The sequence below is a fragment of the Deltaproteobacteria bacterium genome (genome assembly GCA_009692615.1).
GTDB lineage: Bacteria > Desulfobacterota > Binatia > UBA9968 > UBA9968 > DP-20.
Genome location: SHYW01000119.1, coordinates 1 through 16,760, shown reverse-complemented (window position 1 = coordinate 16,760; position 16,760 = coordinate 1). Strand labels below are relative to the sequence as shown.

The 16,760-nt window shown below is 56.6% G+C and carries 14 protein-coding genes and 2 pseudogenes; 5 read left to right on the top strand and 11 right to left on the bottom strand.

What is annotated here, in order from left to right; genetic code table 11:
• Nucleotides 1–78 precede the first annotated feature (78 nt).
• The 8 genes from EXR70_21485 to EXR70_21450 form a co-directional block, all read right to left on the bottom strand.
• Nucleotides 79–1,152 (bottom strand): aminopeptidase P family protein, encoded by a 1,074-nt coding sequence (locus EXR70_21485; protein MSP41070.1) that lies wholly within the window; start codon nucleotides 1,150–1,152, stop codon nucleotides 79–81.
• Between the two features lie 168 nt (nucleotides 1,153–1,320).
• Complete coding sequence (locus tag EXR70_21480) at nucleotides 1,321–2,499, bottom strand: aminopeptidase P family protein (protein MSP41069.1); 1,179 nt, start codon at nucleotides 2,497–2,499, stop codon at nucleotides 1,321–1,323.
• A gap of 113 nt (nucleotides 2,500–2,612) precedes the next feature.
• Nucleotides 2,613–3,476: a VOC family protein gene (locus EXR70_21475; GenBank protein ID MSP41068.1), complete on the bottom strand. Its 864-nt coding sequence runs from the start codon at nucleotides 3,474–3,476 to the stop codon at nucleotides 2,613–2,615.
• Nucleotides 3,477–3,642: 166 nt separating this feature from the next.
• Complete coding sequence (locus EXR70_21470) at nucleotides 3,643–4,788, bottom strand: extracellular solute-binding protein (protein ID MSP41067.1); 1,146 nt, start codon at nucleotides 4,786–4,788, stop codon at nucleotides 3,643–3,645.
• Complete coding sequence (locus EXR70_21465; GenBank protein MSP41066.1) at nucleotides 4,785–5,726, bottom strand: hypothetical protein; 942 nt, start codon at nucleotides 5,724–5,726, stop codon at nucleotides 4,785–4,787. Before EXR70_21465 ends, EXR70_21470 begins: the two co-directional genes overlap by 4 nt.
• A 133-nt stretch (nucleotides 5,727–5,859) precedes the next feature.
• Nucleotides 5,860–6,336, bottom strand: a complete 477-nt coding sequence (locus tag EXR70_21460) for a peptidylprolyl isomerase (GenBank protein ID MSP41065.1) — start codon at nucleotides 6,334–6,336, stop codon at nucleotides 5,860–5,862.
• Between the two features lie 146 nt (nucleotides 6,337–6,482).
• On the bottom strand, nucleotides 6,483–7,511 hold the full coding sequence (locus EXR70_21455) for a hypothetical protein (protein ID MSP41064.1): 1,029 nt from the start codon (nucleotides 7,509–7,511) through the stop codon (nucleotides 6,483–6,485).
• A gap of 184 nt (nucleotides 7,512–7,695) precedes the next feature.
• Nucleotides 7,696–8,751 (bottom strand): hypothetical protein, encoded by a 1,056-nt coding sequence (locus EXR70_21450; protein MSP41063.1) that lies wholly within the window; start codon nucleotides 8,749–8,751, stop codon nucleotides 7,696–7,698.
• A gap of 336 nt (nucleotides 8,752–9,087) precedes the next feature.
• Here EXR70_21450 and EXR70_21445 point away from each other — a divergent pair, with 336 nt between their 5' ends.
• From EXR70_21445 to msrP, 3 genes and pseudogenes are all read left to right on the top strand, one after another.
• Entirely contained in the window at nucleotides 9,088–9,504 is a 417-nt protein-coding gene (locus EXR70_21445; protein ID MSP41062.1) for a hypothetical protein, read from the top strand.
• A 12-nt stretch (nucleotides 9,505–9,516) separates the two neighbouring features.
• Complete coding sequence (locus EXR70_21440; GenBank protein MSP41061.1) at nucleotides 9,517–9,993, top strand: SH3 domain-containing protein; 477 nt, start codon at nucleotides 9,517–9,519, stop codon at nucleotides 9,991–9,993.
• An 88-nt stretch (nucleotides 9,994–10,081) separates the two neighbouring features.
• Nucleotides 10,082–11,049, top strand: a pseudogene (gene msrP / locus EXR70_21435) (protein-methionine-sulfoxide reductase catalytic subunit MsrP).
• Nucleotides 11,050–11,136: 87 nt separating this feature from the next.
• Here the strand turns inward: msrP and EXR70_21430 are convergent.
• The 3 genes from EXR70_21430 to EXR70_21420 all read right to left on the bottom strand — a co-directional run bounded on the left by EXR70_21430 (nucleotide 11,137) and on the right by EXR70_21420 (nucleotide 14,608).
• Entirely contained in the window at nucleotides 11,137–12,318 is a 1,182-nt protein-coding gene (locus EXR70_21430; protein MSP41060.1) for an ATP-binding protein, read from the bottom strand.
• A gap of 155 nt (nucleotides 12,319–12,473) precedes the next feature.
• Nucleotides 12,474–13,586: an alanine--glyoxylate aminotransferase family protein gene (locus EXR70_21425; GenBank protein ID MSP41059.1), complete on the bottom strand. Its 1,113-nt coding sequence runs from the start codon at nucleotides 13,584–13,586 to the stop codon at nucleotides 12,474–12,476.
• A 134-nt stretch (nucleotides 13,587–13,720) separates the two neighbouring features.
• Nucleotides 13,721–14,608, bottom strand: a complete 888-nt coding sequence (locus tag EXR70_21420) for an FAA hydrolase family protein (GenBank protein ID MSP41058.1) — start codon at nucleotides 14,606–14,608, stop codon at nucleotides 13,721–13,723.
• Nucleotides 14,609–14,841: 233 nt separating this feature from the next.
• Between EXR70_21420 and EXR70_21415 the strand changes: the two are divergent.
• A pseudogene (locus EXR70_21415) lies at nucleotides 14,842–15,651 on the top strand (mechanosensitive ion channel family protein).
• 181 nt (nucleotides 15,652–15,832) lie between these two features.
• Nucleotides 15,833–16,760: hypothetical protein (locus EXR70_21410; GenBank protein MSP41057.1), on the top strand; the 928-nt coding region annotated here is incomplete at its 3' end.

The following is a 16,760-nucleotide window of genomic DNA, read 5'->3' as shown; positions in this document are numbered from 1 at the left end:
GACGCACACACTTGGCCTATATCGAACCAACTCCAACAAGGTGGGGTTCCGCTATGGCCAGGTTTCTAACTTACGACCTCAACCCAACGCACTACCCTGACATAATCGCGTTGCTGTTAACATGACATATTGACGTTGCCACGACATCTGACCACGGCCATGCATGTTAAGCTCGCCGCGGGCGCCCGCCGCCGGGCCGCTTTTCGGCGCGACGTTTTGCACCGTGCTCTTAGTCAGCTCGGCGAGTTCGCCGACGGTGACGCCGGGCTTTAAATTTTCCACCACGCGATTGAAAACTTCCCGCTGGATTTTAATCAGCTCCGCCTGCACTGGATCGATCACTTCGAGGAACACCGGCTGGACAACCTGGGCGCGATAGCCGATCCACGACGCTTCGATCTCATTGATGATCGCGTCGCCGCATTCCAACAGCCGCATACTCGGCCGGGTCAGTGTGCGCTTAGGATTTTTCCCCGAGACCCAAAAACAGTGCACCGGTAATTCGGAACCGTTGCGCGTCATCGCGTAATGCATCGCCGCCCACACTTCCCAATCTTTGACGCCAACTTTGGCCGCGGCGATCTCCGCTTCGACGGCGAGCTCGTTGATCTCGTTGGATTTGGCGAGCACACCGATCTCTTCGTCGCTCTTCACATAGCGCACTTCGTCGAGAACCGCCGTGGCGTCGACCAACTCGGCGTTAGGAAAACTTTCGCGAATCTGTTTCCAGGTGCCATAAAATATCGTCCCTTCCGGCGTACGCGTGCCTTCGACTTCGCCAAGACCGGTGATGCCGATGCGGCCGCGCTCGACGCCTAATTCTTTCAAGCGCTCGACAATCACCTTGCCGTAATTGCGCCGCGCTTCGCGCACGTCGGTAACCCAATCCTGCACCGTCGGCCAACGCGGCCCGGCCGAAGTCGCGATCGCCGTGACCTCGCCTTCGAGCAGCAACACCGCAGCAAGATCAGGTTCGCCGCTGCCGCAGTGCGTGAGATAGCGCGTGTTGGCCTGATAGTCCGCCGAATGGCCGCTGTTCTGCGGCGTGACGATGACGTCGAGATTTTTCCCGCGCATCAACGCGCGCACCGCCGCCCAGCGCCGATCGCGCTCAGCGATGGAGAATCGTGGATAGGGATAGAGTTCAGCCATGTTTTGTTTTCCGAGGGTTAACGAAAACTTATTTTCACCACGAAGGCACGAAGAACACGAAGGGTTCGGATATTAATTTCCGAACTTCGTGCTCTTCGTGTCCTTCGTGGTGAATAGTCCCTTTCCGAACTTTGAGTACTTTGCGTTCTTTGCGGCCATTTCATTTCTTCAACAGTCGATCACGACCAATTTCATATCGCGCTTGCCCAAGCGCCGCGCGCCGTTTTCGGTCACCGTCACGGTATCGCCAACGCTGGCGCGGCCTTTGCCCTCGGTCGGCCGCACTTGAGGTTTGAGAATGAAAGTCATGCCGGCTCTCAGTTCGATCTTGGCGAAGCGCTCTATATCCTTGTCGCCCATAAGCGCCGGCCCATCGTCGCCGAGGCCGCGCGCATGCATCATCGGATGATTCCAAGAGTAAGCGCCCGCGCCTTCGACGGTCTTAGTGTAAATGTCGAACAACGTGCCGAAGGTCACACCGGGTTTCATGGCGGCAAGAATCGCGTCGAAACAGCGGCGCGAAATCTCGACCATGGCTTGATAAGCCGGATTGGGTTTACCGACCACCGCAGGGCTCACCGCTTGCGCCGCGTAGCCACCGTATTTGGCTTCGATCTCGCCGACCAGATTGTCGCCGTTCTGAATCACGTAGTCGGTGGGGACAAAAGAGCTATTGTACAGATTGGGGCCGGCACTCAAAAAAAATAATGTCGGCAACTCGCCGCCGTTGGACAGCATGGCATGCAGCATGGTCGCGTAGACTTCTTTTTCGCTCACCCCCGGCTTGGCGGTTTGCTTCATCGCATCGATGGCTTTCTCGATGATCGCCGCGGAGTGTTCCAACATCGAAACTTCCTCGGCGCTCTTAATCGCACGACTCTCCTGCATCATCTCGGTAGCGTTGACGATCTTGGCTTGGGGAAACGCTTCTTGAATGTTCTTCACCGAAGTATAGGGAATGATCCCCTCCGGCGCGCGCACCAAACCGGCGAGACCGGAAATGCCAATGGTGCCTTTCTCGAGTTTTAATTCCTTGATGCGCTCGATGGCGTTCTGACTCCAGCGGTTGCGCCCATCGCGCACGTCGGCGACCCAGTTCTGCGCCTTCTGCCACCAACTGGCGCGGTTGAAGACAAACGACGTGACATCTCCCTGCGCTGGAAACACTGTGAACATCTCGGTGGCGAAACCGCCAATGTTGGTCAGATAACGTGAGTCGCCCTGCAACTGCTCCCAGCGCCCGGTATTGGCCGGCAAGAGCAACACATCGATGCCGCGCTTGGCCATCTCCGCGCGCACGTTGGTGTAACGCCGGTCACGCTCTTGAATAGAAAGTTGTGGAATCATTTTGTCCTCACTTCGTTCGGAATTTCAAATTCCAAATTACAGATTCCATATTCCAAATGGGCTCAGATTTAAATCTGGAATCTGGAATTTGGAATTTGGAATCTGCAATTGTCCTAGCGCCGCCCTTCAAATCTATGCCCGATCTGAATCCGGTTGCCAAACGGATCGTAGCCGTACACCGTGTGGCCGCCTTGCTCATGCCAGGGGATTTTCGTCGGATCGGGGCCCCAGTAATATTCTTTGCGGTTGAACTTTTCCAAGATCGGCGGATAAAGCTCCGGCGCGATGCGAAAATCGATGTGCGGCCCCTTCACCGCCCGAGTGCTGCGCTCGGCCACTTGATTGACGCGGTGCAGGATCACCAATTGGCCGCTGTTCGGCACCGTCAGCGTCATCTGCTCGAAGCCCGGCACCTCATCGGCCTCGATCAAGCCAAAAGTATCGCGATACCAAGCCGCGCCCTGATCCAAGTCAGTCACTTCCACGCGCACATGACTGATGCGCCGCAGCGGCACCAGCTTTCCCTGGGGCGCAGTATTTACCGGATCGCGGCGCAGAGAGAGTTCGAAAGTATTGCCGTCGGGATCGAGCACGAAAAAAGATTCTTTGATCGGCGACGGCTCGGGATATTTCACCGGCCCATGGCAATTGAGCTTGCGCTCTTCCGCGGCAGCGATGACGGCGCCCAAATCGTCCGCCGCTACTTCGAAACCATAAACCACGCCTTCGAGCATCCGTTGCGGATTAGCGGCGATGGGAAAATCTTGCAGCGCCAAGCCCCAACCTTTGTGATTCGCCAAGGTGTAAAAAAGAATCTGCGGCACCTCGCGATTGAGCCCGCGCAGATTCAAGTTGGTCAGATGATCGAGCTCGCCACCCATGAAGGTCGAGTAAAACCGATGCGCCCGGCCAAGATCGTTGCTCGGCAGCACACCGTGGTCGATGCGTTCGATGGTCGGTTTGTCAGTCGATGCCATGTCGAAACCCTCTTGTGAATTTTAGATTTTAGATTTTGGATTGCCGGAACGGAAATTGGATCGGCACTGTGAAGAACTCAACACTTTCAACCGCCATCCTCCCGCAATCGAAAATCGAGTGATCCTTCGCGTTGCTCAGGATGACGGTAGCCGAAGACGACTACCGTCACTTTCCCGACTTCTGCCGCGCTGCGTTGATCAATTCGCCCACCGGTTTCCACTCCATCCAGTCGGCGCGGATAATTTCGAAATAATTGACGTCTTTCTTGCGCCGCGCCGCTTCGGGGACATATTCCAGCGGCAGGTCTTCGCGCATCGAGGTGGTGATTTCGTCTTCGATCGTGTTATTCGCCTGGCGAAAGGCGATCTGCCCTTCGCGCGACAAATACCAATTGATAAACACCTTGGCCGCGTTGCCGTGGGGCGCGTTGTTCATCAAACCGATGGCGCCGTTGTTGGCGCCGATACCGGGCGTTTCTTTGAAATGATAGACGCTGGCTTCCTCCACCGGCAGCCCTTGCTCTTGGGCGCGGCGCAGACGGCACAAAAAACAAATCGGCGCTTTGCCCGCGGCCAGCCAGTCGGTGCCCTGACGAAAATCACTGAAGTAAGTCACGTCCATCTCACCGTAAAAGCGTTCGAGAAATTTCGGCCCAATCTGCGGATGATGATACATGAACAAGAGCGCCGTCGAGACATAATTGGCGCGCGGCCACAGGCCGATCATCTTGCCTTTCCACTTCGGATCGAGCAGATCCCAAACCGATTTGATCGTATCGATATTGACCAGCTTGGTGTTGTAATAAATCGGCGGCCCATACTTGGTACTCTGATAGACGAACACATATTGCCCTTCGGCATCGACGTAGCGGTGCTTGCCCTTCCACCATTTCGACAGGTCGGTGACCTCGGGCAGCATCAACGCCGGCGCTAACGGATCGAGGGTCTTGCCACGATGCAAACTATTATAAGTCGCCCCCGGCGCGCCGAGCACGACATCGGAAAAATATTGGCTCGCCCGCCGCTCGGCCATGATCTTAGTGACGATCTCACTGGTGGTGCTAATCGCCACGGCGTTCAACTTGATCTTGGAAAATTTTTTCTTGAAGGCATCCCAAATCACTTGCAGCTCGCCGACAGAATTGGTTGCGTAGACGGTCACCTCGCCTTCCTTCTCCGCCGCGTGAACCACATCCTCCCACCGCGCCTGCGCCGCCAGTGCGCTCTGAGCGAAGAGCACGCTCGCCAAAGCGAGCGACAGAAAGTTATGCGTCCGATCGGTCTGATCAGTCCGATCCGTCAGATTCTTCATTCCGTGCTGACCTCCTGTCCCAACCCTCTGCGGCGCGCCTCCTCATAAACCCAAGCTGCCAACGCCAAATCGCCGAAGCCGCCTTGGGAGTCGCGAAAAATAATTAGACTCCGCGCCAAATCCGGCACGGCGATCTTTCCCACCACAATGTCGCCAAACTCGGCGACGGAATCCCATGCAAGCGTGCCGGCATTTGACAGCCGAATCAGCGGCTGATCGAGTTTGGTGTCGTAATAATTTAGTTCGTGAGCCTTGCTGGTGACGCTGATCAAGCTCGCTTTGCGATAGACCTCATCGTCGAATTCGTTGGGCCGGCCGATGCCGAACACCGCCAGCCCCGGCCGTAGCCACTCGCCGCGCAGTGCCGCCGTTGGCGAATTCGTGCTGACCAAAACGAAGTCCGCCTGTTCGATCGCCTCTTGCGCCGACGCTACCGCAACCACGGAAGTATTAAATGTCGCAGCGGCCTCGCTGGCGAATCGTTCGCGATTCTCCGCGCTGCGGCTATAAACCAAGACGCGTTCGATCGAGCGCAGCGCGCAGGCCGGTTCGAGCATCGGCAGCGCCAACCGGCCGCTGCCGATCAGCGCCACGGTTTTGGCAGTGGAATTAGTAAAGCGCTCGATCGCCAAGCCCACCGTCGCGCTGATGCGCAATTCGCTGAACGGATAGCCGATCAACGACAGCAACTTGCCGCTGCCGATTTCAAACAACAGTGCCAACGCTTCACCACCGGTGACGCTGACGCGCAGACCGTTTTTATTCTGCGCTTCGAGGCCGCCGACGACCATGCGCATACCGCGGTTCATGAAACGCAGCGGCGCCACTTGCTTCACCTGGCCGTTGGCTTGTTCGCGAAACGTCCGCTCCAACGCGGCCATCGCTTGGCGCAGATCGAGCAAATGAGAAACTTCCGAACGGCGGAGCAACAGAGCCAAAGGTACCTCAAGAAAATAAACGGTTAAGAGCGCTCAGCCGCAACTTATTAGACAGGTCGCAATCGGGTCAAGCAACCAACAGTGTGGGCCGATGGATTGGCGCCGATGCTGTCGAAGCGGTTTGTTCGCGGAATTATTTCAGCGCCGGTTTGATGTCGGTGATCTTGATCTCGAAGTTGAGAGTTTTTCCCGCCAGTGGATGATTGAAGTCCATGATCACCGTATTCTCTTTGATCTCATGCACACGCACCGGCATCGCTTGCCCCTGGGGCCCTTGGGCAGTCAATATCGTACCAACCTTGAGGGCGTTGGGCGGCAGCTTGTCTTTAGCCACTTCTTGAAACCCTTGAGGATTGACCGGCCCATAACCATTTTCAGGTTTGACCGTGACCTTTTTCTCCTCGCCGACTTTCATGCCGGTTAGCGCGGCTTCCAAACCCGGAACGATCTGCCGGTTGCCATGAGTGTAGGTCAGCGGCGCCTTGCCCTTGCTGCTATCGACGACATTGCCGGCGTCATCGGTCAACGCGTAATCGAAGGACACCGCGGCGACGTTCTGCACGGTCACTTCAACGTTGGCCGCTTGCGCGAACACTTGCGCGGAAAACATCGGCAGCGCCATGGCGAACACGCCGTACGCTAGGATTCGCGTCGACCTCACACCACCTCCGAAGCGGAAAAAATTCACGATGCGATGAAGCTACGCGCTGCCCACCGGCAATGCAAATGCGCCGCCGTCGAGCGCGTGAATTCAATTTATTGCGCGAGAATCTTACGAATTCGGTCGAGCACGTCGGCGGGCTGATTGATAACATCCCTGGCGGTCTTGGTCAGCTCCTCGCCGCTCACCGCGGTGATTTCCAGGTTGAGCTTGGTAGCATCGGCGAGCAGTTGCGGATCGGCCATGCTTTTCATGAACGCATCGCGCAGCATTTTCGTGACCTCGGGAGGGGTCGCCGGGTGGGCCACGATGGGCCGGCCCAATTCACCCGAGCCGAGCATCACGGTGGCCACCCGCCGGCCAAGATCCGAGGTCTTCGCTTCATTCATCAGGTCGCCGTAGAGCGGTGTGTCCGGCAACCTGGGATCCTTGGTCCGACCGGTCTGCATGAGAATGCGGACGAAATTTTTCTTGCGCCAAGTGTGATACGGCTCCCGGGCGAAATAGGCCGCGGTGGTAAACGAACGGCATACCACTTCGTTGCGCTCGGTGGCCAAGTCGATTTCGTTGCCACCGGCGTAACCGGTGACGATGTTGAATTTGGTTCCCAAGGTTTCTTCCAGCATCCGCGGAATATAATGACCGCTGGTGCCGGTGCCGGTGGCGCCGCATTTGGGTGGTTCTTTGGCGTTACGAATATCTTGGATGGTTTTGAACGGAGCATCGGCGCGCATGTAGAGCATATGCTCCGACTTGTCCGAACTCGCGATCCAGGTAAATTTGGTCCAGTCGAACTTGATCTCCTTCGCGCCCTGGATCTGATTGAAATAGTGCGCCGGATTGATCGACGCGATGGTCAAGCCGTCGGGCTTGGCAACACCGTAAATATAGTTGGCCGCGACGATACCGCCCGCCGCCGGCATGTTTTGCGAGATGATGTTGGGATTACCCGGCAGATACTTACCGATGTAATTGGCCAAGAGCCGCGCATATATGTCATAAGCCGTGCTGGCGCCGGAACCGATGACAAAGGTCAAGTTCTTGCTCTGATAGTAAGGCGTCTGCGCTGCCGATGGGTGGGTCGAACCGACGAGCAGCGCCATCACGAGAACGAATCTCTTCATAAGACTTCCTCTCCACAAACTGGATTGTCGGAACGCAGCGTATAGTAAAAGCGATCGGCTCCGGTATCAAGCGACACCGATGCGACGGCACAACCTGCGATTAAAATAACTTCGAATAGGGATCGACTCCCCATCCATCATGCCGGCGCAGGCCGGCAGGTGGATTCACATTTGAAGTGCAACACTAGCGCGTGAGCGACAACTCTTCTTCGATCAACGCGACGAAATTTTCCACCGGCTGGGCGCCTACTAATAAGCGGCCGTTGATAAAAAATGCCGGCGTGCCGGAAACGCCCGCCTGCTTGGCTTCGTCAATGTCTTTTTGCACCGGCGCCGCATAGCGGCCCGCCGATAGACACTGATCGAAGCCCGCCATATCCAAGTTTACGGTCTTAGCGTAACCGCGCAGATCCTCCGGCGCACCTTTGGGCGCGTTGGCGTAGAGCTCATCATGATAGCGCCAGAATTTTCCTTGCTCGGTGGCGCAGCGCGCCGCTAAATGGCCGGCCCGCGCGCCGGGATGAAGTTCATCGATGGGATAATCTTTGTGAACTAGTTTTACTCGGTCGGGATAGCGCTCGAGCAGCTGCGCGATGGTGCGCTGGGCGTCTTTGCAAAACGGACAGTGAAAGTCTTCGAACTTGACCACCGTCACCGGTGCCGTCGCCGGTCCCTTGAACGGCGCGCCGGCGGTATCGATGGCGAGACGAAAGATCGCCGGCCGCTTGAGCAGCACTTGAATATTGGCCGTGGCGCGCAGCTCGCCGAAAAAAGCTTCGCGCCTGGCGTTGGCATTCTGAGTCGTCAGATGAGCGCGAATGCGCTCGCGCAGGTCGGGCTCCTGGGTCGGCAAACGGCTTTCGTTGGCTTTGAAAAAGGCTTCGACCTCCGCGTCGGTCACCGCCGCGGTCTTGGCGGTGATCTCGGCCGCGATCAACCCTTCGGCGGAAAGTCCGCGGCGCACCGCCTCCCTGGCGAACAAACGTTCATGGATCAATTGCTCGACGGTTTGCCGTTGTAACTGAAAGATCTGATCGTTGAGCGCCGCGATGCGCGCGCCGATGAGTTTGTTCAGCGCATCATGGGAGATCGTCTCGCCATCGAGGATCGCCGCGGCTGTGGTTGGTAATTCATCCGCGCGAGTCTGAGCAACAACGAAAAATAGCAGCAGGCTCAAACCCGCCGTGGTCAAGGAATGCAAGCCAAAATATTTCACCAAAGGATCTCCTTCGCCGCTCACGTAATGGACTAATGTATCATTTTTCGGATTCTACCACGCTTGCGGCGGCGGATAAAATTAGTTCAAAGAAGGCGGGCCGGTGGCGAAAACTGTGCGAACTACCGCGACCGATGCGCGTTAGGCCAACATGCCAGAAGAACATTGAGAGCCATTCTGAGTTACCCACGACCTGGTTCTGCTCCTTAGATCGGTCGCTGATCCACCGGCGATTCGCTCGACGGCCGGGATTGGCAACAGATTTACATTGGCGCCCGTTCCCCGCCGGCTCGGCGGTACGAGAGTTGCTTTGAATCCATAGCGGGGATCGAGATTCAATTGAATTGGGGGGACAGTCGCATGGACAAATTCAACAACTTGGGCGGACTGACACTCAAAGGCGTCGGCGGCATCGCCAGCGTCTTGGTCATACTAACCGTTGTCTACTTCCAATTCGGCGTCGGCAGCGAAACACCGAAGAAGGAAGCCAACGCCAGCGTGTCCAGCAACGCGCAAACATTTTCCGCCAAACCGGTCAAAGCCATGAACATGGCGTTGGGCAACATGGTTTACCTGGCGCAAGATTTAGGCTTCACGATTAAGAATTCAAAAGACGCGGCCGTTAGCACCGGCAAAGTCGCCGTGCTCATCGAAAGCCATCTGCAAAAAATCCGCGAACTTTACCGTCAGGAAAGCGCGAAAAATCCGGCGTTGGTCGGTAGCCTTGTCATGCAGTTCAATGTTTCTCCAACCGGCGAAGTCAGCCAGGTGAAATAACTTGGCGCGCGCTTGAACGACACTGAATTCAAAAAGACCATCGCCGCCGAAGTTGGCAAATGGTCCTTCGCCAATGTCGTAGCGAAAAATCTAACGGTCACCTGCCCCTTGCTGTTCGTGCGCGAGGGCATGGATATCACCAGTCTGGTGCAGTGGGAAAAATCGTTGGCCGCCGCGCTCGACAACCCAACCCCAAGCCACGCCGCCACGCGACCGGCCGCCGTCGCGAAAGCGAAACCGGAACCCGTCGCGGCGCAAAAAACTGTGGCAACCAAAACCGCGGACAACGAATATCAGATCAAGTATCCGACGGTGCTGCGCAAAGATCCCAACTTCTCGTCAGTCTCGCTGACCTCGTTTAGCGTCGGCACCCGCGTCACCGTCGAGAACCGCGCCGGCGATTGGCTCGAAGTCCGCAGCGGCGCTGACGGTCCCAAGGGATTCATCCGCAAAGAATTCATCAAGCCCCTCGAAGTGGCGATAAAATAATTGCCGGCAAAATCCCGCTGGCGCGGTTGAAGCGTTCCAACCGCGCCAGTACAATCGTCGCGATGATGCTCCAGCCATCGCGACGTTCATGAAGCAACGAATCACTCGCCCCAGTTGGCGCCTGCGCGACAGCGCGGCGACGCCGGAAACCATCTTCAATACCCGCCGCCAATTCCTCAAAAGCACCGGCCTGATCGGCCTCGGCTTAGCAGCGGGAATTCCCACCGGCTGCGGACCGGCGCCGGACGCATCCCTCATCGGCGCCCAAGAAAATCCCGCCGGCCAGGATTTGTATCCCGCGCCGCGAAATTCTCGCTTCACCCTCGATCGCCCGCTCACCGACGAAGCGTACGCCGCTTCGTATAATAATTTTTACGAGTTCAGCACGTTCAAAAGCGGCGTCTACAAAAAATCCGCGCGCCTGCGCACCCATCCATGGCAGATCGAAATCGCCGGCTTGGTTGAAAAGCCGCGTCTGTTTGACATCGATCAACTCATGCGCGCGCTGCCCGTGGAAGAGCGGCTCTATCGCTTTCGCTGTGTCGAAGCCTGGGCGATGGCGGTGCCCTGGACGGGAATACCGCTACCAGCGCTGATCAAGCTCGTCCAGCCGCTCTCGGCGTCGCGCTATGTAAAACTCGTCACCTTCATGCGCCCCGATCAAGCACCGAATCAAAACCCGTCGCTCGGCCCCTGGCCTTATACCGAAGGCCTGACGATGGCCGAGGCGATGAACGAATTAATTTACTGGCCACGGGAATTTACGGTCATCCCATGCCCAAGCAACATGGCGCACCGCTGCGTCTGATCGTGCCGTGGAAGTACGGCTTCAAAAATATTAAATCGATTGTCAAAATCGAATTCACCGCCGACCAGCCGCGGACGTTTTGGAATTCCAATCGGCCGCAGGAATACAGCTTCGAAGCGAACGTCGACCCGACAGTTCCCCACCCGCGCTGGTCTCAAGCGACGGAAAAACTCATCGACACCGGCGAACGCCGCCCGACGCTGCCGTATAATGGATATGGCGAATGGGTCGCGCGGCTTTATGCGTGAGAGATTTTCGTGGTCGTGGTCGTTAGGTAGAGCAAACTGAATTCCAATTGATGGGTTGGCGCAATAATTCTCTTCTCACGAAGGCGGTCATGAGCCGAAAAAGATCCGTGGATGGGTCAAAATTTCGTCGGCCGCGAGCGCCATCACCCCATTGCCCAGAGAATAGTGTTGACGTCCCGAGTGGACTAGATAACCACGGGTAAGTTTCAAATCGCGCATACATTGAACCAGCGACGCGGCATCCTGGGCCGTCGGCGCTGAGTGTAATTTCACCTCGATCGGAATCTTCTTGCTGCCTAAATCGATCACCAGGTCGATCTCATGTCCCTGCGACGTGCGCCAAAAATACGGCCGGCAACTCGGCACCTCTCGCTGGCAGATCGAAATCACTTGATCGATGATAAAAGCTTCCCAACTCATGCCCCGGGCGGGATGGGTGTCGAGCATCGCTGCCGACGATATGCCGAGAAAAAAATGCAGCAAGCCAGTGTCGCGGAAATATATTTTGGGACTCTTAACCAGACGCTTGCCGACATTGGCGAAATACGGCGGCAGCTTACGGATCAAAAACGTCTGTTCGAGAATATCGACGTAGCGATTGACGGTGTGGTAACTCACGGCGAGGGACGCCGCGAGCTGAGAAGCATTCCACACTCCACCGTTGCAGTGCGCGAGCATGGTCCAGAGCTTGCGCATCTGCGCAGCGGTAACGTCGATACCGAGCGCGGGCAGATCGCGCTCGATGAAAGATCGCGTGTAAGCCTCCAACCATTCGCCACGATCACGGTCCTTGGGATTCAAAAATGCTTGAGGGAAACCGCCGCGCAGCCATAGAGATTTAATCGCAGCCGCCTGGTCGTCGGTTTTGACTTCATTCCAACGAAACGTCGGCAAATCGACAAAGGCCGTACGGCCGGCAAGCGATTCCGAGATGTGGCGTACGAGTGTTGGCGAAGCGGAGCCAAGGATGGCGAAGCGTCCCATCTTAGTTCGCTGGCGGTCGATCAAACCGCGCAGCACTGGGAAAAGTTCGGGAACCCGCTGCGCTTCGTCGAAAATAACTTTGCCCTGGAGCTGTCCGAGACGCGCCTCGGGATCCGCCACCAACGGCGCCGCGTCGGAAGGGCGTTCCAGATCCATATAGGTCCAGGAGGGCAATTCCGTGCGGATAAAGGTCGTCTTACCGCATTGGCGCGGCCCTAACAGGGTCACGCACGGATAACGGCGTAGCAGCCGGCGTAAGACCGGGCCGTAGTCGCGCTTGATCATGTTTGCAATATAGAAGCCTCACTTCTAATTTGCAAACATAGGGAAACGGGGCTGCAACGTCGCAATCAGGAGCGCGGACATTCCGGTCCGCGGGTGATTGAGGGCAGGTGAGAAAACCCGAGCGCCTTTGAGTTCGGACACGCTCACGAACACGATTATTGAATCAACTTCTTCAACGCCCCAGCGAGAATCTCGACATTCTCCACCCGCGAGCCATGGCCCATCAAGCCGACGCGCCAGATCTTGCCCTTGAGCGGCCCCAAGCCGGCGCCGATTTCGATATTGAACTCGTCGTATAAGCGCGCGCGGACTTTCGCGTCGTCGGCGCCGTCGGGAATTTTGATGGCGTTGATCATCGGCGCGCGGATCGACTCGGCCACCGCCGGTTCGATTTCCAGCTTACGCATCTCACGGATAAACACATCGTGGGTCTGTTTGTGGCGTTGCCAGGATTTTTCCAATCCTTCTTCGAGCACCGCGCGCAGCGCTTCGTGCAGCGCGTAATTCATCGAAATCGGCGCGGTGTGGTGGTAGACCCGCTCGCTGCCCCAATATTTCTCGATCATCGACAGATCGAGATACCAGCTCTGCACTTTGGACTTGCGCTGGCGGATCACTTCGACGGCACGCTCGTTCAACGTCACCGGCGACAGGCCTGGCGGGCAGCCCAAACATTTCTGCGTGCCGCTGTAGCAAGCGTCGATGCCCAACTCGTCGACTCGGACCGGCGCGCCGCCAAGCGAAGTGACGGCGTCGACCAACAGCAGCGCGCCGTTTTCATGCACCAGCTTGGCAATATCGTCCATCGGCTGCAGTACGCCGGTGGAAGTCTCGGCGTGGACGATGGCGACCAGTTTATATTTTTTCTTAGCCAGAGCGTTTTTGAAGTTCTGCGCGTCGAGCGCCGTGCCCCACTCGGCATCCACCGTATCGACCGTGGCGCCGCAGCGCTGCGCGACATCAACCATGCGCGTGCCAAACACGCCGTTGACGCCGATCAGCACGCTGTCGCCCGGTTCGAGCAAATTGACGAAGCAGGTTTCCATGCCCGCGCTGCCGGTGCCCGACATCGGCAAAGCCAAGCGGTTCTTGGTTTGAAACAGCTCGCGGAGCATCGCCATGCTCTGATCCATGATTTCTAAAAACTTCGGATCGAGATGGCCGACCACGGGAAGCGCGAGGGCTTGCAACACGCGCGCGCTAACTGGACTCGGACCGGGACCGAGTAACGTACGAATCGGTGGATTGGATTTCGGCGCCGCTGGCATAAAAATCGCTCCTTATGAATCTCAATCTATCTTGAAAAACCAAAAGTTCATTTTCTAAACTCACACTCCGAAGATTCACCCTCTCCCACTGGGATAGGGAAGGGTGAGGGCTCCGAAAGCGCCGGACAGAACGACTACTTTTCGTCCTTGACGAACAATTCCATGCTGCCGATTTTTTCAATCGTGCCGTACAGCTTATCGCCATCGTGCAACTTGCTCACGCCCGCCGGCGTGCCGGTGGTGATGCAATCGCCGGTGCGCAGCGTCAGGCAGTTGCTGAGAAAACGGATATGCTCGCGCAGGCCGCAGATCATGTCGCTGGTGTGCGCGATCATGGCTTCCTTGCCGTTCTGCAAAACCGTGATGCTCAAATTCTGCGGCTCTTCGATTTCATCCCGGGTGACGATCCATGGACCCAAACCGGTGAAGGTGTCGAAACCTTTGCGCATGTTGCGCGTGTTGTGCATGCCCTTGCCCCAGGGGTCGCGCTGGCTGATGTCCCAACACATCATGTAACCGAAAACATGTTCGAGGGACTGAGCTTCGGTAACTTTGCGCGCCTTCTTGCCGATGACGGCGCACAGCTCACACTCGAAGTCGACCAACTTGGACATCTTCGGCAAAACGATCGTGTCGCCGGGTCCGATGATCGACGACGTGGTCTTGATAAAAAACTCCGCCATTAAATCGTCTTTGTTGATGATCTGCTTGTTGGCGCTGCCCATGCGGTCGACCATCTCGGCGCGGTGCGCGCCATAGTTGGCGGCGGCGGCCCAAAGTGTGCCGGGATTTTGAATCGGCGCCAGCAACTTCACCGAACTCAAGTCTACCCCTCCCGAACCGTTCGCCGCGTCCCGGGCGATCTGCATCGCCGCCGGATTGTTGGCCAACGCGTCGATGATTTCCAGCATGGTGTAACCTTGGCGCGCCAAGCCGGCTTGGATCAACGCATCGCCAAAATTGATCACTTTGTCGCCGACCACCACGCCCGCTTGATTGTTATTGTAATGACAAATTTTCATAGCACCTCCGCAAAGCCAAGTTCGAGAACTTTTCTCTCATACCTGATGCACCGGGTAATGTCCACCAACTTGGCAGCGATCCATGCGCCAATGACACGATCGAATGCGCTAATTTAATTTGCGTATGCGATTGCTTTTGGCCTATGTATGGTCTTTAAAACGAGGCAGCTCGAGTGTCATAGTCGAAAATCTTTTTCTCAGACCGGTGATTGAATAATGAGGAGGACGAAATCATGGAGTTAGGCAAAACAATGCAAACCATCGTCGACGTGGGTATCCAAGTTGGCTTTAAAGTTATCGGCGCCATCGTCTTTTGGCTCGTCGGCCGCTGGCTGATCAGCTTAGCAGTGCGCATGGTCACCAGCGCGCTCGAAAAGCAGAAAGTCGATCCGACTCTGCTCCGCTATCTCGGCACGGTCATATCGGTGACGTTGAATATTATCTTGGTGGTCGCGATCCTCGGTTATTTCGGCGTCGAAACCACCAGCTTTGCCGCCATCGTCGCTGCCGCGGGCATAGCGATCGGTATGGCGTGGAGCGGTCTACTGGCCAATTTCGCCGCCGGCGCCTTCCTCATGGTGCTGCACCCGTTTAAGGTCGGCGACTTCGTCACCGTCGCCGGTATCACTGGTACCATCAAAGAAATCGGTTTGTTCGTTACCGCGCTCCACACGCCGGACAACGTTCTGACCATGGTCGGCAACAATAAAATTTTCTCCGACACGATCCAGAACTTTTCCGCCAATCCGTTCCGTCGCGTCGACTTGAAAGCCCAGCTCGCCCACTCGGTGGACCATAACGAAGCGATCAAACTGCTCAAAGACAAAGTCAGCAAGGTCGCCAACGTCAAAGCCGACCCGGCGCCCGATGTCGAACTTTTGGAATTCAATTTCATGGGCCCGGTGCTTGCGGTACGGCCCTATTGCCACACGGACAATTACTGACAAGTCTATTTCGATACCAACAAAGTCATCCGCGAAACCTGCGGCGGCGCCGGCTATCCCGTGCCCGAGCAACATTTCGTTGTGCGCAATCCGTCGTAATCCGGAAGCCGCCGATCTCACCACGAAGGCACGAAGGACACGAAGTTCGGAATAGTTATCCGAAACCTTCGTGCACTTCGTGCCTTCGTGGTGAAAATCCCCTTCCCATCCAGCAGAGTTTGACCTTGCGCCGTGCCTCGGCGTATGAATGACTCATCACAATTAAGAAACGAGTCATTCTATGTTGAATTTAAAATTGGGCGTCACCAAAAATCCCCGCTTCGAGCCGCTCATCGACGGCAGCGTTAAATCGGATCAAGCGAACCTGAACATCCATGTCACCACGCCGCCGGAGCTATTTTTCAAGAATTTGAAGAACGACGAGTTCGATCTCTTCGAGATGTCGCTGTCGGAATTTCTCATCACCCGTGAGCAGGCCAAGGGCGAGCGCTGGCAGTGGGCGGCGCTGCCGATCTTTCCCGCCAAGGCGTTTGTCTGGATGACACTCTACGTCAACACCGCCGCGGGAATTCAGTCGCTCTGCGATCTCAAAGGCAAGCGCGTCGGCATTCCTGATTACGTCATGACCGCAGGGCTATGGTTCCGAGTGATTCTGCGCGAACTTTGCGGTGTCGAACCGAAAGACATCGATTGGTACATCGGCCGGGTTCAAGATTTGAGCCACGGCGGCCTGCTCGGCATGGACACGCGACCGCCCACCGAGGTATCGACGACCTGGCTCACCAAAGAGCAAACCTTCGACGTCATGCTCGACAAAGGTGAGATCGACGCCGCCTACGGCTTCGCGCCACGCCATGACGCCAAACTCATGACCTTGAACATCGACCGCTACGGCGGCACGCCGCTGGAAGGCAATCCGCGCCTGCGCAAAATGTTCGCCGACGGAGGCCTATCCATTGTCGAGCAATTTTATAAAAAAACCGGCGTCGTGCCGGCCAACCATGTGATCGTCGCCCAACGCCGCCTGCTCGAACAAAATCCACAACTACCGCGGGAAATTCTTCGCCTGTTCAGCGAAAGCAAACGGATCGCCTTCGAGCGCGGCAACTTTACCAACCCGGCTTATCTCTATTTTGAAAACAGCGATCGCGCGAGCCAGGAAAAAATGGTCGGCACAGATCCATTTCCCTTCGGCATAAAAAACAATC

What these genes read in the sequence shown, in the direction of transcription:
- EXR70_21425 (MSP41059.1), bottom strand. Translation starts at nt 13,586, where the DNA reads ATGCCAGCGGCGCCGAAATCCAATCCACCGATTCGTACGTTACTCGGT.
- EXR70_21475 (MSP41068.1), bottom strand. Translation starts at nt 3,476, where the DNA reads ATGGCATCGACTGACAAACCGACCATCGAACGCATCGACCACGGTGTG.
- EXR70_21430 (MSP41060.1), bottom strand. Translation starts at nt 12,318, where the DNA reads ATGATCAAGCGCGACTACGGCCCGGTCTTACGCCGGCTGCTACGCCGT.
- EXR70_21485 (MSP41070.1), bottom strand. Translation starts at nt 1,152, where the DNA reads ATGGCTGAACTCTATCCCTATCCACGATTCTCCATCGCTGAGCGCGAT.
- EXR70_21460 (MSP41065.1), bottom strand. Translation starts at nt 6,336, where the DNA reads ATGTTTTCCGCGCAAGTGTTCGCGCAAGCGGCCAACGTTGAAGTGACC.
- EXR70_21420 (MSP41058.1), bottom strand. Translation starts at nt 14,608, where the DNA reads ATGAAAATTTGTCATTACAATAACAATCAAGCGGGCGTGGTGGTCGGC.
- EXR70_21480 (MSP41069.1), bottom strand. Translation starts at nt 2,499, where the DNA reads ATGATTCCACAACTTTCTATTCAAGAGCGTGACCGGCGTTACACCAAC.
- EXR70_21455 (MSP41064.1), bottom strand. Translation starts at nt 7,511, where the DNA reads ATGAAGAGATTCGTTCTCGTGATGGCGCTGCTCGTCGGTTCGACCCAC.
- EXR70_21445 (MSP41062.1), top strand. Translation starts at nt 9,088, where the DNA reads ATGGACAAATTCAACAACTTGGGCGGACTGACACTCAAAGGCGTCGGC.
- EXR70_21470 (MSP41067.1), bottom strand. Translation starts at nt 4,788, where the DNA reads ATGAAGAATCTGACGGATCGGACTGATCAGACCGATCGGACGCATAAC.